General features: G+C 71.2%; 22 protein-coding genes and 2 tRNA genes. 7 read left to right on the forward strand and 17 right to left on the reverse strand.

Annotated elements, in window-relative coordinates:
- Positions 1-83: 83 nt before the first annotated feature.
- Positions 84-509, forward strand: a complete 426-nt coding sequence (locus H505_RS0119010) for an RNA-binding S4 domain-containing protein (RefSeq protein ID WP_026403247.1) — start codon at positions 84-86, stop codon at positions 507-509.
- Between the two features lie 109 nt (positions 510-618).
- Here H505_RS0119010 and H505_RS42925 read toward each other — a convergent pair whose 3' ends face one another.
- The 4 genes from H505_RS42925 to H505_RS0119030 form a co-directional block, all read right to left on the reverse strand.
- Complete coding sequence (locus H505_RS42925) at positions 619-2,094, reverse strand: arylsulfotransferase family protein (protein ID WP_051300878.1); 1,476 nt, start codon at positions 2,092-2,094, stop codon at positions 619-621.
- Positions 2,095-2,222: 128 nt separating this feature from the next.
- Positions 2,223-2,423: a hypothetical protein gene (locus tag H505_RS0119020; protein WP_026403248.1), complete on the reverse strand. Its 201-nt coding sequence runs from the start codon at positions 2,421-2,423 to the stop codon at positions 2,223-2,225.
- Positions 2,424-2,544: 121 nt separating this feature from the next.
- Positions 2,545-3,318 carry an acetate uptake transporter family protein gene (locus H505_RS0119025; protein WP_026403249.1) on the reverse strand — a complete coding sequence of 258 codons (774 nt, stop codon included), beginning with the start codon at positions 3,316-3,318 and terminating at the stop codon, positions 2,545-2,547.
- A gap of 68 nt (positions 3,319-3,386) precedes the next feature.
- Entirely contained in the window at positions 3,387-4,679 is a 1,293-nt protein-coding gene (locus H505_RS0119030; RefSeq protein ID WP_026403250.1) for a cytochrome P450, read from the reverse strand.
- Between the two features lie 146 nt (positions 4,680-4,825).
- Between H505_RS0119030 and H505_RS0119035 the strand changes: the two genes are divergently transcribed.
- Positions 4,826-5,173 (forward strand): hypothetical protein, encoded by a 348-nt coding sequence (locus tag H505_RS0119035; protein ID WP_026403251.1) that lies wholly within the window; start codon positions 4,826-4,828, stop codon positions 5,171-5,173.
- A gap of 4 nt (positions 5,174-5,177) precedes the next feature.
- Here H505_RS0119035 and H505_RS42930 read toward each other — a convergent pair whose 3' ends face one another.
- The 6 genes from H505_RS42930 to H505_RS0119065 form a co-directional block, all read right to left on the reverse strand.
- Positions 5,178-5,774, reverse strand: a complete 597-nt coding sequence (locus H505_RS42930) for a TetR/AcrR family transcriptional regulator (RefSeq protein ID WP_034518635.1) — start codon at positions 5,772-5,774, stop codon at positions 5,178-5,180.
- 78 nt (positions 5,775-5,852) lie between these two features.
- Positions 5,853-6,449 (reverse strand): hypothetical protein, encoded by a 597-nt coding sequence (locus H505_RS42935; protein ID WP_125620997.1) that lies wholly within the window; start codon positions 6,447-6,449, stop codon positions 5,853-5,855.
- 175 nt (positions 6,450-6,624) lie between these two features.
- Complete coding sequence (locus H505_RS0119050; protein ID WP_026403252.1) at positions 6,625-7,374, reverse strand: SDR family oxidoreductase; 750 nt, start codon at positions 7,372-7,374, stop codon at positions 6,625-6,627.
- Positions 7,375-7,414: 40 nt separating this feature from the next.
- Complete coding sequence (locus tag H505_RS0119055) at positions 7,415-8,131, reverse strand: class I SAM-dependent DNA methyltransferase (RefSeq protein ID WP_026403253.1); 717 nt, start codon at positions 8,129-8,131, stop codon at positions 7,415-7,417.
- Positions 8,132-8,154: 23 nt separating this feature from the next.
- Positions 8,155-8,619, reverse strand: a complete 465-nt coding sequence (locus tag H505_RS0119060; protein WP_026403254.1) for a cupin domain-containing protein — start codon at positions 8,617-8,619, stop codon at positions 8,155-8,157.
- Between the two features lie 205 nt (positions 8,620-8,824).
- Entirely contained in the window at positions 8,825-9,544 is a 720-nt protein-coding gene (locus H505_RS0119065; protein WP_034518637.1) for a response regulator transcription factor, read from the reverse strand.
- An 88-nt stretch (positions 9,545-9,632) separates the two neighbouring features.
- Between H505_RS0119065 and H505_RS0119070 the strand changes: the two genes are divergently transcribed.
- Entirely contained in the window at positions 9,633-10,511 is an 879-nt protein-coding gene (locus tag H505_RS0119070) for a phytanoyl-CoA dioxygenase family protein (protein ID WP_026403256.1), read from the forward strand.
- 87 nt (positions 10,512-10,598) lie between these two features.
- On the opposite strand, the gene H505_RS0119075 is transcribed toward H505_RS0119070, so the two are convergent.
- From H505_RS0119075 to H505_RS49050, 4 genes are all read right to left on the reverse strand, one after another.
- Complete coding sequence (locus H505_RS0119075) at positions 10,599-12,563, reverse strand: hypothetical protein (RefSeq protein WP_026403257.1); 1,965 nt, start codon at positions 12,561-12,563, stop codon at positions 10,599-10,601.
- The gene (locus H505_RS0119080) at positions 12,560-13,717 is read right to left on the reverse strand and encodes a 5'-methylthioadenosine/S-adenosylhomocysteine nucleosidase family protein (protein ID WP_026403258.1); all 1,158 of its coding nucleotides are present in this window, start codon (positions 13,715-13,717) and stop codon (positions 12,560-12,562) included. The genes H505_RS0119075 and H505_RS0119080 overlap by 4 nt, the downstream gene beginning before the upstream one ends.
- Entirely contained in the window at positions 13,717-14,448 is a 732-nt protein-coding gene (locus H505_RS0119085; protein WP_026403259.1) for an NUDIX hydrolase, read from the reverse strand. Before H505_RS0119085 ends, H505_RS0119080 begins: the two co-directional genes overlap by 1 nt.
- A gap of 113 nt (positions 14,449-14,561) precedes the next feature.
- Complete coding sequence (locus tag H505_RS49050) at positions 14,562-17,600, reverse strand: AAA domain-containing protein (protein WP_157433056.1); 3,039 nt, start codon at positions 17,598-17,600, stop codon at positions 14,562-14,564.
- 464 nt (positions 17,601-18,064) lie between these two features.
- Here H505_RS49050 and H505_RS51745 point away from each other — a divergent pair, with 464 nt between their 5' ends.
- Positions 18,065-18,817 carry a site-specific integrase gene (locus tag H505_RS51745; protein WP_026403260.1) on the forward strand — a complete coding sequence of 251 codons (753 nt, stop codon included), beginning with the start codon at positions 18,065-18,067 and terminating at the stop codon, positions 18,815-18,817.
- A 75-nt stretch (positions 18,818-18,892) separates the two neighbouring features.
- On the opposite strand, the gene H505_RS0119105 is transcribed toward H505_RS51745, so the two are convergent.
- A tRNA-Phe gene (locus tag H505_RS0119105) sits at positions 18,893-18,966 on the reverse strand.
- A gap of 20 nt (positions 18,967-18,986) precedes the next feature.
- Positions 18,987-19,064, reverse strand: a tRNA-Asp gene (locus tag H505_RS0119110).
- Between the two features lie 193 nt (positions 19,065-19,257).
- On the opposite strand from H505_RS0119110, the gene H505_RS42945 reads away from it, so the two are divergent.
- The 3 genes from H505_RS42945 to H505_RS0119125 all read left to right on the forward strand — a co-directional run bounded on the left by H505_RS42945 (position 19,258) and on the right by H505_RS0119125 (position 23,394).
- Positions 19,258-20,646: an amino acid permease gene (locus H505_RS42945; RefSeq protein WP_051300881.1), complete on the forward strand. Its 1,389-nt coding sequence runs from the start codon at positions 19,258-19,260 to the stop codon at positions 20,644-20,646.
- Between the two features lie 27 nt (positions 20,647-20,673).
- Positions 20,674-22,284 carry an adenylate/guanylate cyclase domain-containing protein gene (locus tag H505_RS52435; protein ID WP_233617993.1) on the forward strand — a complete coding sequence of 537 codons (1,611 nt, stop codon included), beginning with the start codon at positions 20,674-20,676 and terminating at the stop codon, positions 22,282-22,284.
- A 180-nt stretch (positions 22,285-22,464) separates the two neighbouring features.
- Positions 22,465-23,394 (forward strand): glycerophosphodiester phosphodiesterase, encoded by a 930-nt coding sequence (locus H505_RS0119125; RefSeq protein WP_158642443.1) that lies wholly within the window; start codon positions 22,465-22,467, stop codon positions 23,392-23,394.
- Here H505_RS0119125 and H505_RS0119130 read toward each other — a convergent pair whose 3' ends face one another.
- Entirely contained in the window at positions 23,395-24,294 is a 900-nt protein-coding gene (locus H505_RS0119130; protein WP_026403262.1) for a LysR family transcriptional regulator, read from the reverse strand.
- Position 24,295: the final 1 nt, after the last annotated feature.

The following is a 24,295-nucleotide window of genomic DNA, read 5'->3' on the forward strand; positions in this document are numbered from 1 at the left end:
ACGGCCGGCCCCGAGGCCGTGCGGGCGGGGGCGGGGGAAAATGGGGTGACCGGTGGGACGGGGGCTTGGCTACAGTCGTCACCATGGCAGAAGACGGGTCGGTGCGGATCGACCTCTGGCTGTGGTCGGTGCGGCTGATCAAGACGCGGTCGCAGGCGACGGCGGCCTGCAAAGCGGGGCACGTCCGGGTCAACGACGAGCGCGCGAAGGCCGCCACGGCGGTGCGGGCGGGGGACGAGATCCGGCTGCGGCACGAGGGGCGCGAGCGCATCGTGGTGGTGCGGAAGGTGATCCGCAAGCGGGTCGGCGCGCCCGTCGCGGCCGAGTGCCTGACCGACAAGAGCCCGCCCCCGCCGCCGCGCGAGGCGCTCATGCCGATCGCCCGGCGGGAGCGCGGCGCGGGACGTCCCACCAAGCGCGACCGCCGCGAGCTCGACCGGCTGCGGGCCCTCAACGGGGACGCGCTGGCGGCCAGCGCCCGGGAGGCGCGGCGCACGCGTCCCCAGTGACGGCGCGGGCCCGCTCCCGGCGCGTCCGTGACGGGGCAGGCGGGTGACGGGCCGCCGGTGAGCCCGGCGACGCGGGTTTCCGGACGTCCGGAAACCCGCGGGATCGGCGTCAGACGGCCGCGCTGCTGCGGGTGTTGAGCGGGGTGGAGCGGGCGAGTTCGGCGCCGCCGGCGTCGAGCGCGACGGCGACGGCGGTCGCGGCCCGCTTGACCTGCGCTGACGTCTCGAACCCGGAGCGCCGGACGGTCGCCGCGGGGGACAGCCGGGACGAGTCGGGCCCGGTGAGGAACCGCCAGGCGGCGACCTCGGTGGCGCCGTTCCAGCTCGCGTACAGGCGCATGCCGCTCGCCGTGGAGCGGGACGCGAGCAGCGGCGGGGTGCCGGGCTGGGCGGTCCACGCGTGGCGGTACGCGCGGTAGGACGACTGGCCCGTCTTGAGCTCGAAGACGACCTCGCCGGACGGGGTGTACTCGATGGCGGCGGCGGTCGAGCCGTAGCCGAGGAACACGTTGCCGCCGGGGAGGATCTGCATGTTCGCCATGTAGTGGGCGAACGTGGTGCCGTCGGTGTACTCCCACACGAGGTCGGCGCGGCGGGCGCGCTCGTCGACCTTGATCATGATGCCGCGGGACGGGCCGGTCTCGGCCTCGGTGATCGCGTTGTCGAACAGCGTGATCGTCCCGTCGGGGCGGCGGCGGGCGTCGTGCTGCCACTTGAACTCGACGCCGTCGCCGAGTTCGAAGTCGCCGCGGGTGCCGCCGAGCCGCCAGCGGATCGCGCCGGTGCGGCGGTCGATCCGGTAGAGGGCGCTGGTGTTGCGGGCGGAGAGCAGGAGGGCGTCGCCGTCGGCCTCGACGGAGTTGACGTGCACGGGGTCGAACGGCTTGCCGTCCGTCCCGTCGGCGTTGTCGGCGAGGGGCGTGACGGTCTCGGCGATGTCGATGTGGTCGAGGGCGCTCCAGTCGAACAGGACCCGGCCGGTCCGGACGTCGATCTCCTGGACGCGGTTGTCGAAGACGTGCCCGTCCCGCGGCCCGCCGATGGCGCGCATGTCGGCGCGGACCAGCGGGTACGCGACGATCAGCGCGGTGCCGCGGTCGGTGAGCTGAAACTCGTGCAGGTCGACGTGGACGCCGTCGCCGCCGCCCGCCCGCACCTCGGCGATCTTCCGGTAGGTGTCGTCGAGGATGACGCCCTTGCCCCAGCCGTAGCCGCCGGTGCGGCGCTCGCCCTCCCAGTAGGTGAGGACGGGCCGCCCTTCGAAGGTCTGCACGCGAAGGTCCGTGACGGTCTGCTGGGACGGGTTGACCCAGACGGGCTCGCCCCGGTCGTCGACGATGAGGCCGTCGGCGTGCGCGGTGCCGCGGAACGGGCCGAGGAACACCAGCCCCTTCTCGGGGGCGCCGCCGCGGCGCGCGCTCATCTGCGGGGGCCGCAGCTCGGGCATCGTCACGTACGGGCCGGTCGCGGGGGCCGCCGGGGCCTCGGCCCCGCGGAGGGGGGCCGTACCGCTGACCAGTGCCGCCCCGCCGGTGAGCCCGACGGCGCCGCCCAGGACCAGGAACCTTCGACGTGTGAAGCGCATATATCCGGTTCTATGCGATGAGTCTCAAGAAATCATGAGAAATGACCATGGAATCGTGCACGCATCCTGCCACGGGCCGCCGTCCCGGTGGGGGAGGCGCGCTGACGATCATCGTCGCCGGATGCGGGTCACAGGGAGTGGACGACGCGCAGGTGCTCGCGGAACGCGGCCAGTTCGAGCACCGCGTGCTCGCAGCGCTCGCAGACCCAGACGCCGCTCGGCACCTGGAACCCGCGGCCGGCCGCGTCGTCCCGGGCGCAGGCATGCAGGTAGGCCCGGGCGACTCGCCGCCACGCACGTCGTGCCGTCCGCCGGACCTTGATCGGCATACCCGTCTCCCCTGGGCCTCGTGGGTCATGTGCGGCCCAGGATAGGGGAGCGGGACGGTAAATCCGACAAAAGGGGACCCCATGCCGCAACCGGGAGGGAGCGGCATGGAGTCGGGACGGGTCACTGGCCGATCTTGACGCCCGGCTGGCCGTACCGGTACTCCAGCGGCCTGCTGGGTCCGGGGCCCTCCGGGACGTACTTGCCCCGGCGGGTACGGAAGAGCGGCATGACGGTCCGCCCGACGGTGTTCTCCATCATCATCGCCGCCGCCGTGTAGACCGCGATCGCCGCGGACACCACGAACAGCCAGCCGCCGATGCGCAGCGGCCAGGTCGATCCGGCGAAGAACCCCGCCGCGGTGAACCCCGCGGCCGCGGCCAGCGCCGCCAGCACCAGCGTCAGCATCATGTTGCGGCCGAGCGCGGCGAACGCGCAGAAGCCGGTGATGACGGCCAGCGGGACGAACCAGAACCCGAACGCCGCGTTCGTCTCACCGAAGGCGGGAACGAGCTCGATGGGGAACACGCCCGCGGAGATCATGAGCCACATCAGCCCCCACGCCAGCCAGAACGCGCCCCACGTGCCGTGCAGGGCCGTGGCCAGGCCGTCCTGCGCCCGGTACGACCACATTCCCGCCAGGAACTGCGCGAGCCCCCCGAACATGAGGACGAACGGGAACAGCACCAGCGGCGTGGTCGGATTCCCGTACCAGTCCGCCTGCCAGGCGCCGACCATCATGGTCGCGCCCGCGAGCGCGAACAGCCCGAGGATGGACGGTGCGGCGACCGGCTGCAGGAACACCCGCGTCCGGTCCTCCCACATCCGGTACTCGTCCTGTTCGAGCTCGCGACCCCCCGGAGCCGCGTGCGCCGAGGTCTCTCTCCGTTCCGCCATGACTTCCCCCTTCGGAATTGGAGAGCTTTCACCCCTTCTAACCTGAATGCCGCAGGTCAAACAGGTGTTCATGACGCACGGTGAGCGCCCGTTCCGCGGGGGGCCGGGGCCGCGTGCACGCCCGCGATGACGAACCCGCTGCGGGGCCGGGTCGGGACGCGCCGCAGCGGGACGGCGAGGTCCTGCGGCGGCACGTGGTACTGCAGGCGTGCCAGCCGGACGCCGAGGCACTTCAGCACCTCGACGGTGATCGTCTCGCCGGGGCAGCGGTGCCCGGTGCGGGGGTCGCCGCCGCCCTGCGGGACGAGGACGTCCGGGTCGGGCTCGGCGCCGGCGAACCGGTCGGGGTCGAACCGGTACGGCTCGTCCCACAGGCCGGGGTCGTGGTTCTGCCCGAACAGGTCGAGCAGGACGAGCGCCCCGCTCCGGATCTTCTCCCCCCGCCACCGCATGCCGCGCACCGCCGCGCCCCCGACGAACGGGGCGAACGGGTAGAAGCGCCGCACCTCGTGCGCGAAGGCCGTCGCGAACGCGTCGTCCCCGGACGCCAGCCGCTCCCGGTGCTCCGGCCACCGGTGCAGCGCGTGCGCCGCGAACGTGACGAACCACGCGACCGCGACCGTCGGACGGACGATGTTCAGCAGCTCGATCGCGGCCGTGCGGGGGTCGAGGGGCCGCCCGTCCGCGTCCCGGTGCCGGGCCACCACGGCGATCGCCGACCGCGCCGGCGGGCCGCCGCCCTCCCCGGACGTCCGCGCCCGCGCCTCGCTCACCAGGCCCGCGACCCACGCCTCCTGCCGCCGCCGCGCCGCCCGCGCCCGCCAGTGCCGGGGGCCGGGCGTCGCGAACCCGTCGACCATGGTCGTGACGTCGCGGGCGAGGTGGTCGGCGGCGGCGTCGTTCAGCGGCATGCCCGCCCACCGGCACACCCCCCGCGCGAGCACCCGGCTCGCCTCGTCGAACACCACCGCGCGCGGACTCTCCTCCCACGACCGCACCAGCTCGTCCCAGGCGGCCCGGACGTGCGCGACGAGCCCCTCGACGCCCTCCGGGTCCTCCAGGAGCGACACGAACAGCTCCTTCCGGACACGATGCGCGTGCCCGTCCAGCGTCTGGACGCCCCCGTGCCCGAACAGGGTGCTGAGCACCGGCTCCGGCAGCGCCGTGCGCCGCTTGATGTGGTCGTCGTCGTAGAAGAACCGCACGGCGTCCGGTCCGCGCAGCGCGACCGCCGGCTTGCCCAGGAGCCGGGTGCGGACGGCCGGCCGGTCGGTGCCCCGGAAGAGGCCGGGCAGCCACGCGTACCCCTCGGCGAGCAGCAGGAGGGTGTTGTCCAGGATCAGACGATGAGGTCGACGCATGGGCGCCGCATCCCCGAACCGGACGTCCGCAAACGCCCCCGCCCGCCGCCGCCGGGCCCCGGACCGGACGCGCGGGCCCGCGAATCGGCCCGTCCGAAACAGGCACCCTGACGCTGTGTGCGGGGATGAGTCGCTATTGTTCGGGAATGCCGGGAAAGAAGATCAGCCCCCTCTTCGCGATCTGCGCGGGCATCGGGGTCGTCCTCATCGCGTTCGCCCTGTTCGGCACCCTCGTCTCCGGCGCCCGGGTCGACGAGCCCGACGGGGACAAGGCCGAGATCCAGATCCAGCTCGCCACGTGCCTGAACTTCATCGTCGCCGGACTGACGTTCGTCCTCATCGGCCTCGGCTTCCAGATGTCGTCCGGCACCCGCGCCGCCGCGCCCCCGGTGCCGCCGGGCGGCTGGCAGCAGCCCGCCGGGCACGCCCCCGCGCCCCAGCAGCCCCCGATGCAGCAGCAGCCGATGCAGCAGCCGCCGCACCAGCAGCGCTGACCCGCTACCCGGCCGTCCGCGCGGGCCCCTCGAACCGGCGCAGGAACCGCTCGACGACCTCGTCGGTCTCGCCGTGCCCCACCGACATCCCGAGCGACTTCTCCATCGTCACCAGCCGGGACAGGCTCGTCAGCAGCGCCGACAGGAACGGCGCCGGATACTCCCCGAGGTCGACCCCGTACCGTTCCGCCAGCCGCTCCATGGCCTCGGCCTGCCTCACCCGCATCCGCTCGGCGTACCGGCCGATCTCGTCACGCAGGCTCTTGCGGTGGTTCGCCAGCGCGACGTACTCCATCGTCAGCGCGGTCGCCGCCGGATCGGTGCTGAACGCCCACAGCTCCCGCAGCGGCTGCGCCGACGCGAGCGCCCGCTCCTGGTGCTCGACGCCCTCCTCGGCCCGCCGCCGGAACGCCTCCAGGAACAGTTCGTCCATCGTGCGGAAGTAGTAGTGGACGAGCTGGGGCTTGAGCCCGGCCTTCGCCGCGACCCGCCGCGACGTCACCGCCGCGTACCCCTCCTCGAGCATCAACTGCTCCGCCGCGTCCAGCAGCGCCGCCCGGTTCTTGGCGTCCGGCGCACCGATCCTGCGCGGCGATGTCATGCACGTCCTCCACGAACTCCCGACCGAACCCGCGGCAATCGTAGTCACCGCGGCGTCCGGCCAGGGGCCCGCCGGGCGTCACTCCCTGCGCGCGGACCGTCCCGCGCCGGTGCCCGCCTTCGGCCTGCCGAGGTGGAAGTGCCGCTTGCGCTGCGCCGGGACGGCGCCGTGTTCGGGCCCCGCGCGGTCGTCGACGGGACCCCGCTCGCGCTCCGCGCGCCGCGCCTCCCGGACGCCGACCACCAGGAACCGTCCCAGCGCCAGCGCCGCCAGCAGGATCATCACGGCGCCGAGCCCCTCGAAGAAGGTCAGCCGCTCGGTGATCTGCCGCGCCTCACCCCCGAGCGCCGTCCCCACGCCCGAGTTCCACAGCGCGGCGATGGTGGTGCCGACGACGAACCACAGCCCGCCGAGGGCCGCCAACCACCCGCCGAACATGGCGACGGGCCGGTTCGCGGTGAACATGAGGATCAGCCCGCCGATCCCCACGGCGACCGCCGGCAGGATCGAGAGCACCAGCCAGTCGTTCGAGTAGACCCACGGATCGGTCGACCCGAAGCCGAAGTCGAAGTACGGCCCGATGAACGGAATGAGCCCGCCCCACAGGGCCAGCAGCACCAGCAGAAGCCCGCTGAGCATGCCGCGGCTGCGGGGAGCTCGCATCGTCCCAGTCATGAGAACCCCTCCCTGACCAGGTGATATGCCAATATTTCAGGCAAGCGATACCCGGCCAGCCGAGCCCCAACCGACCCCGCCCGGCAAAGAAACCCCCCACCGCCCCCGCACAGCAGAGCCGAAGAGCGCATCGAACGCGCCGACGACCACGTCGGCCGCCTCAGCGCGACCGGAATCAGCGGTGGGTGGTTCGGAGCCAGTCGGGGTAGTCGGTTTCGCCGAGGGCGGCGCCGTTGCCGGGGACGAGGTCGCCCTCGTGCATCTCCGCGCCGAAGTAGTGCGCGTGCGGGTCGGTGACGACTTCGCGCGGGTCGTTCCAGGCCGCGAGGGCCGTGCGGAAGAAGTCGTCCATCCGGTACTGCGTCGGGCCGGCGATCTCGACGGTGCCGTTCAGCGGGGCGCCGGACGCCGTCCGGGCGACCGCCGCGGCGACCTCGTCCCCCGCGATCGGACGGAACAGGACCGGGGCGATCCGGACGGCGTCGCCGTCGGCGGCCTCGTCGGCGATCCGGGGCGCGAACTCGAAGAACTGCGTGGCGTGGACGATCGAGTAGGGGACCCCCGACTCCTCGATCAGCTTCTCCTGCGCGAGCTTCGCCCGGAAGTAGCCCACGTCGGGCCGCCGCCCGGCGCCCACCACCGACAGCGCGACGTGGTGCCGGACGCCCGCCCTGCGCCCCTCGGCGAGCAGGTTGCCGGTGGACGTCTCGAAGAAGCGCAGCACCGCGGCGTCCTCGAAGGACGGGGAGTTCGACACGTCCACCACGGCGGACGCGCCGTCCAGGACCTCGGTGAGGCCCTCGCCGGTGAGGGCGTCGACGCCGGTGCCCGGCGACGCCGCCACCGCCTCGTGCCCGTCCTCGGCGAGCCTCGCCACGACCTTCGAGCCGATCAGGCCCGTCCCCCCGATGATCACGACCTTCATGCCGGTCTTCCTGCCCACCGGGACGGGGAAAACGCCGAGGTCAGGCGGCCGGGCGGCGGGCGAGGACGAGGCGGGCGCGGGGGCCGCCGTCGTCGCGGCGTCCGAGGGACTCCAGCGGGACGGTCGTCACGGTGAAGCCGGCGGCCGCCAGGTCGTCGCGGACGGCGCCCAGCGGGCACGTGCGGTAGTACATGACGAACGGGGGGCGCCAGACGGCGTTGCGGATCCGCATCGCGGCGTCGAAGCCGAGCAGCGCCCAGTACAGCGGGGACGTCGGCGGCGGCGGGGCCCCGATCGGGAACGCGAAGAGCCCGCCGGGGCGCAGCGCGCGGTGCACGCCGGCGAAGAGTGCGGGGCGTTCGGCGGGCAGCAGGTGCCCGAGCGCCCCGAAGGTCACCGCGAGGTCGAAGGCGCCGGCGAAGGGGAGGGACCGGACGTCCGCCCGCACCCATGCGGCGTCCGGGTGGGCCCGCCGCGCCTCCGCGAGCATGCCGGCGCTGAAGTCGACGCCCGTGATCCCGCCCCGGCAGACCGGGGCGAGGGCCCGGACGCCCGCGCCGGTGCCGCAGCACACGTCCAGTCCGTCGCCGAACGGGCCGAGCGGGCGCAGCGCCTCGGCGGTCGCGTCGAGGACCCGGTCGGGGGTGCGGAACGGCGTCCGGTCGAACTTCGGGGCGAGCAGGTCGTAGCCGCGCTCGACGGACGACAGCGCCTGCACCGCCAGCTCGCGCAGCGACGGGCCCTGGGGGGAGAACACCGGTCAAGCGTACGCGACGCCGGTCAGGCGGGCGGCGGAGCCGCGAAGACCCGCACCCCGTAGCTCTCGAGGAAGTCGAGGTTGTCGGCGTCGGCGCGCTCGCCCGCGGGCCCGATCCCCTTGAAGTAGCCCTCGATGGCCCCGGGGCTGTTGAGCTGGAGGATCTCCGCGGTCGAGGTGACCGGCTGGAGCGTGTGCGGCACGAGCCGGGGACTGAAGACGAGCGCCCCGGGTTCGGCGACGTGCACGTCGCACTCGTCCAGCGTCGTCCCGCCGACCCAGAAGCGGACCTCGCCGGAGAGGACGACCCACGCTTCGTCCTCGCGGCTGTGCGCGTGCAGCGGCGGCGCGCCCGAGGGCCGCATCACGAAGCGCGTGGCCGTGAGCACCCCGTCCGTCTCGTCGGTCGAGATGACCTGCTCGATGCCGAAGTCGTAGTACTCGAACCGCGGACCGTCCCCCGGATTCCGCACAAGGGCGACACTCATCGCAGCCTCCATCCGTCTAGTTGAATCTTCAACGACATGCATGCACGGTAACAAGTTGAATCTTCAACCGCAATGGCATCGCCGCCGGAGCGCGGCGAGGGCCGCCCGCCTGTCCCTCCGGCCATCGCCGCGGTCGTGGCCCACCGGGAGCCGGACGGCGAACACCGGCCCCGTCCCGAGGAATCTGCCGGGCGGCGGCCTGCGCCTACCGAGCCCCACCGTGGCCGATCCTGTACCCGCGCCCGTACACCGTCTGCACATACACCGGATTGCCCGGATCGGGCTCGATCTTCCGCCGCAGGTTCCCCACGTGCGCGTCCACGGTCCGCTCCAGCACATGGTGGTCGAACCCGAAGGCCAGCGTCAGGATCTGCGCGCGGGTGAACACCCGGGACGGCTCGGCGGCCAGCGCCTGCACGATCCCGAACTCCTTCGCGGTCAGCTCCACCCGGCGCCCGGCCACCCGCACCTCGAACCGGCCCGGGTCGATCTCCAGGTCCCCGACCCGCAGCACGTCCCGTCCGTCCGCCGGCCCGGACGCGCCCGCCCGGCGCAGCAGCGCCCGCACCCGCGCCGTCAGCACCCGCGGACTGTACGGCTTGGTGACGTAGTCGTCCGCGCCGAGATCGAGGCCGAGCAGCAGGTCGTCCTCCCGCGAACGGCCGGTCAGCAGCATGATCGGCACCCGCGACTCCGCGCGCAGGACCCGGCACACGTCCAGGCCGTCCACCCCGGGCATCACCACGTCCAGCACCAGCAGGTCCGGGTGCCGCGCCCGCGTCTGCTCCAGCGCCTCCCGCCCGTCCCCGACCACGATCACGCTGTGCCCGTCCCGCTCCAGATACGCCCGGACGAGCCGCGCCTGCGTCGGATCGTCCTCGGCCACGAGAACGCGGGAGCCGCGCACGGGAGATCTCCGAATCATGATCACTCCTCCAAAGGTTCTTCACCGGTTCTTCGCCGCCGCCCGCTTCAGTGTTCGACCGGTCCCCCCCACCGCGAAGGAGCACCCGATGCCGTCCCGCTACGCGCGCATCACCGACGCCGACCGCCGCACCTTTGCCGAGCAGGGCTACCTCCTCGTCCGCGGCGCCCTCGACGAACCCCTCCGCGCGTCCGTCGAACAGGCCGTCGACCGCGTCCACGCCGCCGAGGAGCGCGCCGGCCGCCTCGGCCCCCACGGCGCGATGCACACCCTCGGCGCCGTCTTCCGCGACGAGGCGTTCACCGAACTCCTCGACCTCCCCGCGACCTTCCCGCACCTCTGGGGCCACCTCGGCTGGAACATCTACGTCCACCACAGCCACATCGACGTCAACCCGCCCGTCCCCGAGGACGACCCCGCCTGGCGCTGGCACCAGGACGGCTACCGCCAGAACGCCGACCTCGACATGGAGCCGCGCCCGATGCTCTCCATCAAGGTCGCCTACGTCCTCAGCGACCTCTCCGAACCGGGCCGCGGCGGCACGCTCGTCCTACCGGGCAGCCAGCACCGCAACACCCTCGACCGCACCGAGCCCGGCCCGGACGGCCGCCACCCCCGCCCCCCGGGCACCGTGGAAATCTCCGCCCGCCCCGGCGACGCCTTCCTCTTCGACCGCCGCCTCTGGCACTCCCGCTCCCCGAACCTCTCGACCATCACCCGCAAGATGGTCTTCCTCTGCTACACCTACCGCTGGATCCGCTCACGCGACGACGTCACGATCAACCGCCGCACCCCCTGGTGGCAGAGCCTCACACCCCTGCGCCGCCAACTCCTCGGCGACGCCGACGAAGCCGCGAGCCACTTCGGCTTCACCCTCGCCTCCGGCGTCTGGGACGACTCCATCCCCCTCCGAGCCGAACTGAAATCCCGCGGCCTCCTAGACAAATCCCACCACTACCTCCGCTGACCCCGCCGCTGCATAGGCCGTCACCCGCCCGGTCCGCGCCATCGGTGGATGCGGTGGTCTGCAACCGGCCATTGCGGTCGGCCAGGTTCAGAGACCTGCCTTTCGGCGGCGCTCCTGTTCGATCCACCGCTTACCTTCTGCTGCGATTCCCTCCATGACATGGAGTGTGTGGCCGAACCCGGCGGCGTCCAGCGTCGTCTCTGAGACCGCGGCGAGGTTCTCGTCCACCTGGAGTTCTTCCATCGCGGCAGCCAGCATCTCGGCCTTGACCAACTCTCCGTTGACAAGGGCGAGCTCGAAACTGTGGTCGCCGTCGTCGGCTTGACGTACCCGGACGGCTGCAACGGCCTCGTAGCGGTAGTTGGTGCGGGCCCGGTCGTGGAAGGTCCCCCGCGCGAAGTCGAGGTCAGCGGTGAGCTGACGCACGCCGTCTTTGGTGAGGAGAAAGAGAAGCATGCGATAGTGCGTATAGCGCCAGGGGCCTTGGCGGACCCTTGCGCGTCTGGTGGAGGGGCCAGGTGCTTCGATGAAGGCGTGGGCGATCATGTCGCTCATGGTCAAGCCGTAGTGGTGCAGGGCTTCATCCAGCAGTACTTTTCGGTCGCGGTCCAGCCAGACGGCCATTTCCGGATCGGTCGGCTTGTCGGCGAGTTTGAGCTTCCAGCGTTGGAAGGCTGCTTCGCAGCCCTGCTGGATCTCGGCTGTCCCGGCCTTGTCGGCCGCGTACCGCCGGTGCTCCATAAAGATCTGCGACCAGGCACGGATGGCGAGCGCCCCGGTCAAGAGCGCCGTAAGCGTGGAGGCGGCTGCGCTCGCGGGTGCGGTCGGTGCCGCGCGCCCCACCGTCCAGATCATCCCGGAGGTGAAGACGGCCAGGCCGAGTATGGTCAGCATCTTGGTGGCCGCTGAGGCGGCGAGTTCCTGTTGGTAGTCCCACAGTGTGCCGTTCTCCCACTGCCGACGGACCTCACTCACCCGATACCGGATCAACCAGGCGATTCTTTCCGCTCCGATGCGCTGCTCCCGGTAGACGTCGGCGATCTCGTCCCGGAGGCTTTTGCGAATCCCTGCTGTGTCGGCCAGCCAGGCGGAGCGGCTCGTGTTGCGTGGTAGGTACTTGGCGAAGTAGTGGCCGAAGTACTGGTCCACCTTGCCGGCGAAGCCTGCGGTCTTCGCGCGGGTTTCCTGCCGTCGAGGGTGCGTGTATTCCTTGTCTTTTGCCCGGCGCCTCTCGGTTAGGAAGTGCCATTCGGCGCCTGCGCGTGCGCCACAGAAGCCACCGCCGATGCTCAGCAGGTACAGGAGCAGCGTGAGCAACTGAAGATCTCGGACGAGCAGATATGCCATGTTGATCGCTGCACCGGCCAGGACGATCGCGGCGCCGAAGGCCCGGACCCGAGTGCCGATCGGTATGGTGGGCGGTCGAGCCGGACGGAACCGAGGGGGAGCGGGGTCTGGCTGGAAGAACTTCCAGACACGCTCGGTGCGTTCTTCCGCCATCTGGTCTTGCCGCGCAACGTCTAGGGCACGGCGCCACATCTCGTCTTTCAGAGGCCCGTCGAGGAACATCTCCAGGTGCCGCAGGATCATGCCGCGTTGAGGGTCACCGAGGCCGTCGAAATCCTTCATGAGGGGCCCGAGATCCGCGGTGGGCTGCACCGCAGCGTCCAGGAGCCGGATGATGGTCTTCACCCCGTCGGCCCATGCGTCTCCGCCCCGGAGGTGACAGATTCTCGGTGCATGCCGGAGCGCCGCGAGATCCGCCTGCGGCATCTCGTTCCGCGCCCTCCCGCTGACGAGGGCGAGTTGCCAGTGAAAGCACACCCTGTTACCGCCGAGCCCCGCAGCCAACACGGCTTCGCCGATGAGCTCCCGGGCTTTGCCCGGTATGCCGCCGTGAAGCAGGCTGACGCCTATCTCGAACCTCTCTGCGGACGAGGCGCCCGGAGGAGGCGAGTAGATCTTGACGTCACCATGGACGACTCCCGCCTGCACCCCGACGTAGGCGCTATCCGCGGCGTAATTGGCTGTGGTCGCCTCCGACTCGGTCATGACAGGCTCCCGACGAGGCCCAGTACGCTCGCCACCTCGGTCGCCAGGGCGGCCACGTCTCCGACGAGTCCCCGCACTTTCTTCAGCGCGAGGGTCACCGCGCGCGTGTCGCGCGGGCTGGAGCGCAGGGCCTCGCGGGCGCCGTCGAGCTCGGCGCGTGCCGCGCGGTGGGTGTCTTCGTCGATGAGTCCCGCGTCCCGCGCCCGCTCCAGTCGTGCGGCAAGGCCCGCGATCGCTTCGGAGGGGTCCACCGGCGCAGCCTTCTCGCCCGAGATCTGGACACCGCCGTGTACGTGCCCAGCCTGCACACCCACGATGGCGTGGTCGTTGGCGGTGTTGCGGACTGCCTCACTCATCCGAGAGCTCCCCGTCGTTTCGGTTGCCTGGTACTGGTCGCGGTCCGGTTCGTCCGCGGTGAGGCTCTCGGCGAGGGCGGTGGTGAACGCGGCCGCGTTCGCCACCGCTCGCGGCTGCCACCGCTCGCGGTCGGTGGTCTCCTTGGTGCCGTCGGCGCGATCGCTGACGCCGCGGATCACGACGACCGGAAGGGACCTGTTCAGATGCGCCGCCTGTGACACACCGGCCCCTTCCATCTCGATCGCAAGAGCGTCGTTGTAGTGACGCCGGATCCAGTCGGCGTGAGCCGAGACCGTGGAGTTGAGAACTACTTCCCCGGCGGCGATAGGCCCGAAATGCACTTCGGGTGGTCGGCGCTTCGAACGCTCGCTCCCTGGCCAGGAACGGCTCCGGGCAACGTGCCGAGCGATCTGGTCGGCGCCGTGCGACGCCTCCCAGACGCGGGGACGACTCTTGAAGCCGTCGTCCTCGCTGGTTCCGCCGTGGAAAGCGTAGACATGGGTCGCCACGACGATGTCGCCCAGAGCGATGTGGGAATGCAGGGCTCCCGCCACCCCCACGAACAGCAGTGCCGCGGGGGAGAATTCGGCAATGGCGCGTTCGGCCAGTACAGCTGCGGAATGGTTGCCCTTGCCGACCAGTCCGAGAGCGATCTGGCATCGCCCACCGGTGAGCCGACCGACCTCGAAACGGGTGCCCTGCGGGTGCCGATGCAACCGTGGAACGCGCAATTTCTCCCGGACGGCGTCGTACTCAACGTCTAATGCCGTCAGCACAACGATTGTGCTGTTACTCATTATTCTGGCCCCTTTGTGTCGGGTGAATCGGCCGGCCGAACCATGGGCGGATACAAATCTTTGCGTGGGCCCGCTTTGAACAGTCGTGCAGGTCGTCCGGTCGTGACCTTGCGATCCGTGTCCGCCGCGACGATGAAGCCGCCGGCCTTCTGGACCTTGCGATAGAAGTTCCGGGGGTCGAGCGGTATCCCCCAGACCGCCTCGTAGACCCGCTGCAGGTCGGTGATGGTGAAAGTGGGAGCGCAGAAAGCCGTGGCCAGGGACGTTCGTTCGAGCTTGGCTCGGGCGCGTTCGACGCCGTCCTCAACGATCCTCTGGTGGTCGAAGGCCAGCGCCAACTCTCCGCACAGCACCTGGTCGGTGCGCTGCCAGCGGGCACCCGCCGCGTCCGTGCCGGCGGTCGGCTCCGGAAGCCCGGGGGCGATCGCCAGGTAAGCGACGGACACCACCCGGCCGCGCGGATCGCGCCCCGGGGTGCCGTAGACGCCCAGATGCTCTAGATGCAGCGTCTCGACGTCCATGGCGGCCTCCTCCGCCAGTTCACGATGAGCGGCGGCGGTGACGTCCTCCTCGACATGGCTCAGGAAGCCGCCCGGCAACGCCCAGGCGCCCTTGAAGGGCTCGACACCACGCTCCACGAGGAGGACGTGCATGCGTGATTCGCGCAGCGTCAAGATCACCAAATCGACCGCGAGCAGCACGGCCGGCGGCGTCCATCGGTCGTCGGTCATACGGCGAGGGTAGCTTTTTGTCAGTGTGACAAAAAGCGGCCTTCAGGCTGACGCTCCGGTGAGTGCTGTGTGGCTGATCGGCAAGCCCCGGCCGGAGCCGGGCCCATGGCGCGTCACGTGTCTCGGGGAAGCCAGCGGCTCAGACGGGTCCTTGGGACGCTCGCCGCGACATGCCAGAGTTGGCGCTTGGGGTCCCACTTCGCCTGCACCAGACGCTTGGCCTCGTCCTTCTCCCCGTACGGAACGCACAGGTACAGGCGGCCGTCGACGACGTCGCCAGGGGAGATCCCGTCTGCCGCCTTCGCGGATCGGCGGGGCGCCGGAGGCCACGGACGGGCGGGCCGGTCCATGCGGGCGCGGTCGACGATGTGCCGCACGCGCTCGCAGGACGTCCGGTCGGTGATCCGCATCATCAGATCGGTCGACCCGCCGTGGGCCAGCAGGTTCAGGGAGCCGTGCCAGAGGACGGTGTCGTCGATGATCAAAACCTTTTCGTGCATGCGCTCGCGGGCTTCGATCAGGCAGCCGGCCGACCGCAGCGTCGAGACGAGATCGGCCTCCTTCGTGCCGGGTTCGTGCTGCCGGGTGTGGACGGTGACACGCGTGCCGGCGGCGATCCGCGGCTCGAGACGCCGGAGCCAGTACCTCACCGGCTTCGCGGCCAGGAAGGCGCAGTAGATGTCGATGCTGCGGCGGGCGTGCGCGATGTCCCATTCGACGGCGCGAGAGACCTCGTCGGCCGGGAAGAACGCGGGCCGCGCCAGTTCTTCCGGGGGCAGGCCGCTCAGGTCGGCTGCGCTGCGCACCGGGACGAGTTCCTCGACCGGGAGCCGCTGGGCGTGCTTCTCGAAGTATCCGAGCATCCGGGCGGCCTCGCCCGCGGGGCTGAGCCCGCGGTGCATGAACTCGGTGTTGGCGACCAGAACCAGGTGGTCCTGCGCGCGGCTGAGCGCGACGTTCAGCAACCGGCAGGTGGCCGAAGACAGCCCGACGCCCTCGTAGAAGTAGCCGAGCCGGTCGCCGGCTCCCGCGACGGTATCGATCACCACGAGCGGACGCTGGCTGCCCTGGAAGCGGTGGACGGTGTCCACCACACCGTCGTAGGTCTCGCCAAAGCGGTGGGTCAAGCTCGTGGTCAGTGCCTTCTTCTGGTTCTTGTAGGGGCAGATGACGGCGAGCCGGTCGGCCGGTGCTTCCCCTTCAGCGTGCCCGGTGTGCTTGCGGGCGGGCAGAACCGAGTCGTACTGCAGACCTCGGATCAGCTCGTGGATCACGGCTTCATGGACGGCGTTGGTGGTGTGGGCATTCCTTCTTCCCCGGTCCGGAACCCGGTTGGAGGTGTCGACCAGCACCAGCGGACTGTCGAGCAGGGGCGAGGGCGGCAGCCGAGTCGCCTCCTCCCGGCCCGTCAGCAGTGGCGCGTCCGGATAGGCGACCTCGTTCACCACCGCACAGACCGCCCGGCGCATGCGGTACTGCTCGTTGAGCGCGACCATCCTGGAGTCGCCGGCGCGGGCACCGCCCTGCGGATCGACGAGCCCGGCGGCATGGAACGCGTCCCGGTCCATCCACAGCCGCGAGTGCTCAACGTCCTCGGCCGGTGCCTTGCGGTTGTTCGAACCGCGTGTGACGGCGGGCAACTGCCGGAAGTCGCCGGCCAGCACGACCCGCTTGCGGGCCAGGCCCGCCGTGTACCAGGCGGACGGCAGGTTCACCATGCCCGCCTCGTCGATGACCACGACATCGGCTTCGTCCATCAGCCGCCGCGTCTGCACCGCCTTGGCCACCGTCGTGCCCAGCACCCGGCAGCGGCTCCGCACCGTGTCCGCGATCTTCTGGCGCTCCTTCTGCAGGTCGTCCAGCCGCCCCTGCAGCAGGGAGGCGTCCTCTCGCAGCCGCGCCACCGGAGGCAGCCCCTGCACTCGGGCCAGGATGCCCGGCAAGGCCGCGTCGACGGCGGCAAGTTCGGCTTCGCAACTCCGAAAGTCCGCCTGAGCGGCTCCGAGCCGTCGCTGGCAGGTCTCCAAGGCGAGGCGGTGGTGGTACAGCTCGTTGTCGAGCGCATCCAGTTTCGCCTGCTTGCGTTGGGCGAACATTCCGGAAGGGACGCCGATGCGGGCCATCTGCTCCTGGACCCATCTGATCTGCCCGGCGGCGGCGTTCATCCCCTCTTCGGCATCGAAGACGGACTGGTTGGCGGCCACCAGCCGTCGTCCGAGTTCATGGCGTTCGGTGGTGGCGCGCGCCGCCTCCTCATGGTGGGCGATGCTTCCGCGGGTCGCCACGAGTTCCGACGTGACCCGCGCGATCTCGGCGTCCAGCTCGCCGACCAGCCTGTCGGCGATGCGGCTCCGGTCGATCTGCTGCCCGTACTTCGCGGCGAGTGCCGCCACGGCGATGTCTCCGGCACGCTGTACCAACCCCGACCCGAAGTCGGGTTCACCGGACAGCAGGTCGCACATCCGCAGCAGCGCCTGGTCGACCGCCACGTGCGTGGGCGCCAGGAAGAGCACGCGTAGGCCCTGCCGGTAGCAGCCCTCGACGATGCTCGCGACCACTTCGGTCTTCCCGGTGCCCGGCGGTCCCCAGACGAAGGTCAGCTCGCTGCCGAGCGCCTGCTCCACGGCCTTTCGCTGCCGAGTGTTCAGCCGGCGTTCCCGATACCCCGGGACGAATCGGTCCGTGTCGGTACACCGGCCGACTTTCGGCTTGCCCTGATCGACCAGCCACCCCGCCGCGGTGAGATTCATCGCCGGTGCGCCGGTGCCCACCTGTTCCAGACGCTCGATCAGTGCCACGAGGCTCGGGGTGTCGTCCTCGACCAACTGCGCGCTCACCGGCTGAGCGCCCAAGTCGGCCTCGGTGGTCACCCGGATTTTTCCGTCCGGCGATCGTGCCGCTTCGGCGCGTGCCCACGGGTCGCGGGAGCGAGTCGTCCGGATCAGGAGGTCCTTGCTGCCGAAACCTTCCTTCCACCCCTTGCAGACGAACAGGTACTCACGTTCGGCACCGGACTGCTTAACGAGCCGGCCCTCACGCAGGGATACCTTCTCGGCATTCGTCATGTCGCTATGGAGGATCGCCGAGATCTCCAACTGCACCGCACGGTGCAAATGGGCAACGGGGTATGGACCGGCCAGCTTCTCCGCCATCGATTCCTTCCAGAACGCCGTGGACCGTCGCCAGTGCGACCGAACCGTGCCTCGTTGTGGGCTTAGAGAGGGGCAGCCCACCAGTAATGACCTGACCGATATCTAGGAAAAGGTCAACCGTGCCCCTCTACATAGCTCTTTGCTCGGTGTCGAACGGTTCGCAGTGTGCCAGAAGCAGGGCTGCCTGCCGACGTCCTTTGGCCGTGCGTCCACCTTCAGTCGATAGGTGGCGCCGACGTGCGGTAGAGGCTGCTCAGCGGGGCCGCCGAGGGATATAACGCACAATAGGAACAATCTCGACAATTTACACTGACCGGCAGTTTCCCTGTCGCTCGTACTGCGATCACCGTCGGGGCGTTGAGGAGAGGGCGAGGAGCACGTATTCGGCACACGGACGCAGCGGGCCATGACGAAGTAGCCCTCGACCTGTCGGCAACGGGCTTGACGACCAGGGGGCCGGTGGTGTGCTCGAACCAAACTTCACGCGTCATGCGCGCCTGGGGCTTGTCGCCCAGGTTCAGCAGGTCGAAGCGGTATTCGATGTGCGCCTCGCCGTCCTCGTCGATCTCCAGATTGATCCGCTTCACCAGTTCGACGACGTGGCAGGAGAGGCCGGCAAGCTCGGTGATCTCGGCGTCGTTGAGGCGGCGTTCGCGCTGGAGTTCGAGGAGTCGGCGGCCGTGGTCCTGGGCGTGGCCGCTGGACATGGTTCGCGTGGTGGTCGCCCCGGCGAGTCTAACCCTGGCGGCCGGGATCGCCCTGGACGCCGCACCCCAACTGATCTCGCGGGTCTGGGCGCGTTGATGCGGTGCTCGATGTTGGCGAGAAGTTGGGCGACGTCGGGTGCCATGGGCTCATCGGGGCTGCTCGATGGCTGGTTGGACTCCTCCGGCGGGCACTGCTCGACCAGTTGCGCGGCCGTCCAGCCGGGAAGCATCTTCTCCAGCACGCCGTCCCACCTTGGGACGCCCACGGAGCCGGACAACCTCCGGCGTAGCTGGTACCGCATCCGTGAGGCCGCGGGGCTGGACTCGATGCGCTTCCACGACATGCGGCACACCTGCGTCTCGCTGCTCCTGGACCTCGGTGTTCCGCCTCACATCGTGCGGGAGATCGTCGGGCACAGCGACATCGAGGTCACGATGACGATCTACGCTCACGCGGCGCTGGACGAGAAGCGGGCGGCGCTTCGGAAGCTGGGGGATGCGCTCGGCTGACGCCGTTGCTGTCGCTACTGCTGTCAAAAGGCCCGGAACCTGATCAGGTTCCGGGCCTTTTGCTGGTCATTGATGTGGGCAGGGGCGGGGTCGAACCGCCGACCTTCCGCTTTTCAGGCGGACGCTCGTACCGACTGAGCTACCTGCCCATGACGTGCTTTCGCACGTCTGGCGGTCCTGACGGGATTTGAACCCGCGGCCTCCACCTTGACAGGGTGGCGAGCACTCCTAACTGCTCCACAGGACCTTGCTTGCCTGAGCCTAGTGGCTCGGGCGGTGTGTCTTGGCCGGTGTTCCCGGCTCTTGGCGACGTCCGAGAGCATACGCGATGCCCGAGGGTGGCGCCAACTCGGTTCTCGGGAGTGCGGGGGCGCGTGGTGGGGATGCTGCTCCGGGGGTTCGTGCCGCGGGGGCGCGCGCCGGACGAGAGGGGTGGGGGGTTGGCCGACGGCGGGGGGTACCAGCGGGGGCTGGGGACGCGGCAGATCCAGATGCTGGCGATCGGCGGGACGATCGGGACGGGGCTGTTCCTCGGGGCGGGGGCGAACATCGCGAAGGCGGGGCCGAGCCTCGTGGTGGCGTACGCGTTCGCGGGGTTGATGCTGTTCTTCGTCATGCGGGCGCTGGGGGAGCTGTTGACGCACCGGCGGACGGAGGGGGGATTCGCGGGGTACGCGCGCGAGTTCCTGGGGCCGTTCTGGGGGTACGCGACGACCTGGACGTACTGGATCATCTGGGTCACGACGGGGATGGCGGAGCTGACGGCGGCGGGGCAGTACGTGCAGAAGTGGTGGCCCGGGGTCGAGCAGTGGCAGACGGCTCTGGTGGCGCTGCTCGTGCTGTTCGCGGTCAACCTGATCTCGGTGAAGCTCTTCGGGGAGCTGGAGTTCTGGTTCGCGATGGTCAAGGTCGCGGCGATCGTGATGATGATCCTCGTGGGGGTGGGCGTGCTCGCCTTCGGGTTCGGGGACGCGGGGGCGACGGCGGGGGTGTCGAACCTGTGGGCGCACGGGGGGTTCTTCCCCGAGGGCGGCGGCGCGATGCTGATGACGTTGCAGATGGTGGTGTTCGCGTACCTGGGCGTCGAGTTGGTCGGGGTGACGGCGAGCGAGGCGAAGGACCCGGAGCGGAACATCCCGCGGGCGATCAACGCGCTGCCGGTGCGGTTCGCGCTGTTCTACCTGGGGTCGCTCCTGGTGATCCTGGCGGTGGTGCCCTGGACGGCGTTCAAGGGGGGCGCGAGCCCGTTCGTGCTCGCGTTCGACCGGATCGGGATTCCGGGCGGCGGGGACATCGTCAACTTCGTGGTGCTGACGGCGGCGCTGTCGTCGTGCAACGCGGGCGGGCTGTACTCGACGTCGCGGATGCTGCGGACGACGGGGGTGAACGGGGACGGGCCGCGGGTTCTGGCGCGGTTGAACGGGCGCGGGGTGCCGGTGCTGACGGTCGTCGTCTCGGCGCTGGTGATGGGGGTGGGCGTCATCGTGAACGCGGTCGCGCCGGAGAAGGCGTTCGCGTACATCACGTCGGTTTCGACGGGCGGGATCATCCTGGTGTGGTCGGTGATCGTGGTGGCGCATCTGGTCTACCGGCGGCGGGTGGTGCGGCGGTCGGCGTACCGGATGCCGTGGTCGCCGTACTCGAACTGGGCGGTGCTGGGGTTCTTCGCGTTCGTGGTCGCGACGATCGCGTGGGACGCGGACGCGCGGGTGGCGCTGTACGTGATGGCCGCGTGGGCGGTGGTGATCGCCGCCGGGTGGGCGTTCGTGCGGCGGTCGTCGGGCCGGGTGGCGGCGCCGGTGCCCGCGGAGGAGAGCGGCGTGGGATGATCCGGACGGACGTCCGGGGAGGCCCAGGTGAGCCGCAGGAGCATGCTGGAGATCCGCGTGCGGTGGGTCCTGCTGGTGGTGGTGGGCGTCGCGAATGCGGTGGGCGGTCTCGTGGTGCTGCTGTTCGCGACGTTCGTGGTGCCCGATCCGCCGCTGGACGATCCGGACCACGTGCATCTCGTGAACGCGGTGGCGTTCTTCAGCTATCCGGTCTTCGCCGTTCCGGGGGCGCTGGTGCTGGGGCTGTGGCTGTGGCGGCCCGTGGTGCGGCTGGTGCGGGACGGCGGGCCGCCCGACCGCGAGCAGAAGCGGGCGGTGCTGCTGGGGCCGCTGCGGCTGACGCTGCTGGTCGGGGGCATGTGGGCGGTGGGCGCCGCCGGGTGGGCGGTGCTGGACCTGCTGCTGTTCACCGGACGGCTCGCGGTGAAGACGGGGCTGACGTGCCTGCTGGGCGCGGCGACGACGTGCACGATCGTGTACCTGCTGTCGGAGCGGCTGCTGCGGCCGGCGGCGGCGCTGGTGCTGGCGGCGGAGCCGCCGCGGCGGTTCCGGCTGCCGGGCGTGACGACGCGGGTGATGCTGGCGTGGGCGCTCGGGACGGCGATCCCGGTGTTCGGGCTGATCTGCGTGGCGATCGCGGCGCTGGCGGCGCCGGACATCGACGTGACGCGGCTGGCGATCTCGATCCTGGGGCTGGGCGGCGCGGCGCTGTTCGCCGGGATGTACGTGACGTACATGGCGACGCGGGCGATCGCGGACCCGATCAAGTCCGTGCGGACGGGGATGGCGTACGTGGAGCGGGGCGATCTGCAGGCGGTCGTCCCGGTGTACGACGCGAGCGAGGTCGGTCAGCTGCAGGCGGGGTTCAACCACATGGTGGCGGGGCTGCGGGAGCACGAGCGGCTCCGGGACCTGTTCGGCCGGCACGTCGGGGAGGAGGTCGCGGACCTCGCGCTCGAACGCGGTGACATCACGCTGGGGGGCGAGGTGCGGGAGGTCGCGGTGCTGTTCGTCGATCTGGCGGGGTCGACGCGGCTCGCGGAGACGCGGGGGCCGGACGAGGTGGTGGGGCTGCTCAACCGGTTCTTCGGCGTCGTGGTGTCGGTGGTGGCGGCGCACGGGGGCTGGATCAACAAGTTCGAGGGGGACGCGGCGCTCGCGATCTTCGGGGCGCCGAGCGAGCTGGAGGACGCGGCGGGCGGGGCGCTCGGCGCGGCGCGGGAGCTCGCGGTGCGGCTGCGGGCGGACGTGCCGGAGCTGGACGCGGGGATCGGGGTGTCGGCGGGGCAGGTCGTCGCGGGGTACATCGGCGCGGAGCAGCGGTTCGAGTACACGGTGATCGGTGATCCGGTGAACGAGGCGGCCCGGCTGAGCGATCTGGCGAAGGTGTCGCCGCGGCGGGTGCTGGCGTCGGGGACGGTGCTGGGCCTGGCGCACCTGGTGGAGGCGGGGCACTGGGACCTCGGCAAGCCGGTGACGCTGCGTGGACGGTCGCGTCCGACGCGGCTCGCGGTGCCGCGCCCGCCGGACGTGCCGGAGCAGCCGGGGCGGCGGCGCGGGAGGCGGGTGCTGCGGGGCGCGTTCGTGCTGGTGAACCGGACGTCGCGGGCCCGTTCGGAGGCCGGGGAAACCGACTGATCTCGGTGTGCGCCGCGCACCGTGTTGCTCTCGTGTCTCGCGAAGCCGATGCGTATCGTCACTGTACGTACACGTTCCGCTACCCGTTCGTCACGTTGCGGTCATGCTGCGGGCCCAGTGTCGAAGCGGACGAGTCGGCTCCGGCTTCGCGAGGTGAAGATGTTCGGACGGAAGCGTCTGGTGGCCACCGCGGTCATGTCCGCGGCGGTGGTCATCGGACCCGCGGCGCACGCGGAGGCGGAACCGCGCCCGCCTCTCTCCCAGCCCGGCGCCCCGGAGCCGCGCCCGCGCGGCGCCGGCGACGTCTGGGCGGTGCCGGAGGTGCTCGTCGAGGACGAGCCGGTCGGCGTGGCGCACCGCGGGGCGTCCGGCGCGGCGCCGGAGAACACCCTGGCGGCGTTCCGGGCGGCGGCGCGCATGGGCGCGGACATGGTCGAGGTCGACGTCCAGGAGACGAAGGACCACGCGCTCGTCCTGCTGCACGATTCCACGCTCGCGCGGACGACGGACGTGGAGGACGTCTTCCCGGAGCGGAAGCCGTGGAAGGTCTCCGACTTCACTTTGGCGGAGGTGAAGCGCCTGGACGCGGGCTCCTGGTTCGGCAAGCGCTACGCGGGGGAGCGGGTCCCGACGCTCACGGAGGCGATGCGGGAGATGCGCGGGAGCGGCCTGGGGATGCTGGTCGAGCTCAAGGACCCGGCGAAGTACCCGGGGGTGGAGAGGCGCGTCGCCGAGGCGCTGCGGGCCGACGCCTACTGGACGAGCCCGGACCCGCGGCGGCTGGTCGTGCAGTCGTTCGACTGGGCGTCCGTGCGCCGCTTCGACGCGATCATGCCGGGGGCGTCCACCGCGCTGATCGGCCGGCCGAAGGCGTCGGCGCTGCGCGGGCACGCCGCGTACGCCGACCAGGTCAATCCGGACCACCGCGACCTGACCGCCGCGTACGTCGACAAGGTGCACGCCGCCGGCATGGACGTGCTGACCTGGACGGTCAACGACGCGAAGGGCATGCGGAAGGCGCTCGGCCTCGGGGTGGACGGCGTGATCACCGACCGGCCGGACGTGTGGCGGGAGGTCATGGCGGCCGCCGGGAGCGGGGCGGCGGCCTGATCAGCCGGACGGACGTCCGGACGCGGGGAGCTCGCGCGCGCGGGCGGTGAGGGCGCGCGCGGCGGGGCTGCGCGGGCCTTCGGCGCGCCAGGCGAGCACGACGCGCCCGCGGAGCCGGGGCCGGACGATCGGCAGGACGTGCAGGCCGTCGGCGAACGCCCGCGCGGCCGACTCGGGGACGACGGCGACGCCGAGGCCGCGGGCGGCGAGTTCGGCGAGGACGGGCGGTTCGCCGGCCTCGAACGCGACGCGGGGCCGGAGCCCGGCGGCGGCGCACGCGCGGTCGAGGACGGCGCGGACGCCCGTCCCGCGCGGCAGGCTGATCAGGGCGTGCTCGGCGAGGCCGCGCAGGGTGGTGGTGGCGCGGGCGGCCAGCGGGTGGCCGGGGGCGGCCGCGGCGACGAGGTCCTGCTCGAAGACGAGCTCGGTCGCGAGCCCTTCGGGCGGTTCGTCGCCGATGCTGAGGAACGCGAGGTCGACGAGTCCGGCGCGCAGCCGGTCGGCGAGCGTCGCGGAGTCGTGCTGGGTGACCGTGATCTCCACGTTCGGGTGGTCGCGGTGGAAGTCGGCGAGCATGCCCGGGAGGTCGAGGGCCGCGACCCAGTCGAACGTCCCGATGGTGACGTGCCCGCGCAGCAGGCCCGTCAGCTCGTCCACGGAGCGGCGCGCCCCGTGGACGGCGGCGAGGGCGGCGCGCGCGTAGGGGAGCACGAGCTCGCCCGCCTCGGTGAGCCGGACGGTCCGGCCGGACCGGTCGAACAGCGGCTGCCCCAGCTCGCGTTCGAGCTGCCGGATCTGGGCGCTGACGCCCGGCTGCGCGACGTGCAGCCGGGCCGCGGCCCGGGTGAAACCGGCCTCCTCGGTGACCGCGACGAAGTACTCGAGCTGGCGCAGTTCCATG

It is taken from the genome of Actinomadura rifamycini DSM 43936, assembly GCF_000425065.1.
Taxonomy (GTDB): Bacteria; Actinomycetota; Actinomycetes; order Streptosporangiales; family Streptosporangiaceae; genus Spirillospora; species Spirillospora rifamycini.

What these genes read in the sequence shown, in the direction of transcription:
- H505_RS0119130 (WP_026403262.1), bottom strand. Translation starts at nt 24,294, where the DNA reads ATGGAACTGCGCCAGCTCGAGTACTTCGTCGCGGTCACCGAGGAGGCC.
- H505_RS0119020 (WP_026403248.1), bottom strand. Translation starts at nt 2,423, where the DNA reads ATGCCGATCAAGGTCCGGCGGACGGCACGACGTGCGTGGCGGCGAGTC.
- H505_RS0119030 (WP_026403250.1), bottom strand. Translation starts at nt 4,679, where the DNA reads ATGCGTCGACCTCATCGTCTGATCCTGGACAACACCCTCCTGCTGCTC.
- H505_RS0119080 (WP_026403258.1), bottom strand. Translation starts at nt 13,717, where the DNA reads ATGAGTAACAGCACAATCGTTGTGCTGACGGCATTAGACGTTGAGTAC.
- H505_RS42935 (WP_125620997.1), bottom strand. Translation starts at nt 6,449, where the DNA reads ATGACTGGGACGATGCGAGCTCCCCGCAGCCGCGGCATGCTCAGCGGG.
- H505_RS42925 (WP_051300878.1), bottom strand. Translation starts at nt 2,094, where the DNA reads ATGCGCTTCACACGTCGAAGGTTCCTGGTCCTGGGCGGCGCCGTCGGG.
- H505_RS0119070 (WP_026403256.1), top strand. Translation starts at nt 9,633, where the DNA reads ATGCCGTCCCGCTACGCGCGCATCACCGACGCCGACCGCCGCACCTTT.
- H505_RS0119025 (WP_026403249.1), bottom strand. Translation starts at nt 3,318, where the DNA reads ATGGCGGAACGGAGAGAGACCTCGGCGCACGCGGCTCCGGGGGGTCGC.
- H505_RS0119075 (WP_026403257.1), bottom strand. Translation starts at nt 12,563, where the DNA reads ATGACCGAGTCGGAGGCGACCACAGCCAATTACGCCGCGGATAGCGCC.
- H505_RS42930 (WP_034518635.1), bottom strand. Translation starts at nt 5,774, where the DNA reads ATGACATCGCCGCGCAGGATCGGTGCGCCGGACGCCAAGAACCGGGCG.
- H505_RS0119010 (WP_026403247.1), top strand. Translation starts at nt 84, where the DNA reads ATGGCAGAAGACGGGTCGGTGCGGATCGACCTCTGGCTGTGGTCGGTG.
- H505_RS0119050 (WP_026403252.1), bottom strand. Translation starts at nt 7,374, where the DNA reads ATGAAGGTCGTGATCATCGGGGGGACGGGCCTGATCGGCTCGAAGGTC.
- H505_RS0119085 (WP_026403259.1), bottom strand. Translation starts at nt 14,448, where the DNA reads ATGACCGACGACCGATGGACGCCGCCGGCCGTGCTGCTCGCGGTCGAT.
- H505_RS0119060 (WP_026403254.1), bottom strand. Translation starts at nt 8,619, where the DNA reads ATGAGTGTCGCCCTTGTGCGGAATCCGGGGGACGGTCCGCGGTTCGAG.
- H505_RS0119065 (WP_034518637.1), bottom strand. Translation starts at nt 9,544, where the DNA reads ATGATTCGGAGATCTCCCGTGCGCGGCTCCCGCGTTCTCGTGGCCGAG.
- H505_RS49050 (WP_157433056.1), bottom strand. Translation starts at nt 17,600, where the DNA reads ATGGCGGAGAAGCTGGCCGGTCCATACCCCGTTGCCCATTTGCACCGT.
- H505_RS0119035 (WP_026403251.1), top strand. Translation starts at nt 4,826, where the DNA reads ATGCCGGGAAAGAAGATCAGCCCCCTCTTCGCGATCTGCGCGGGCATC.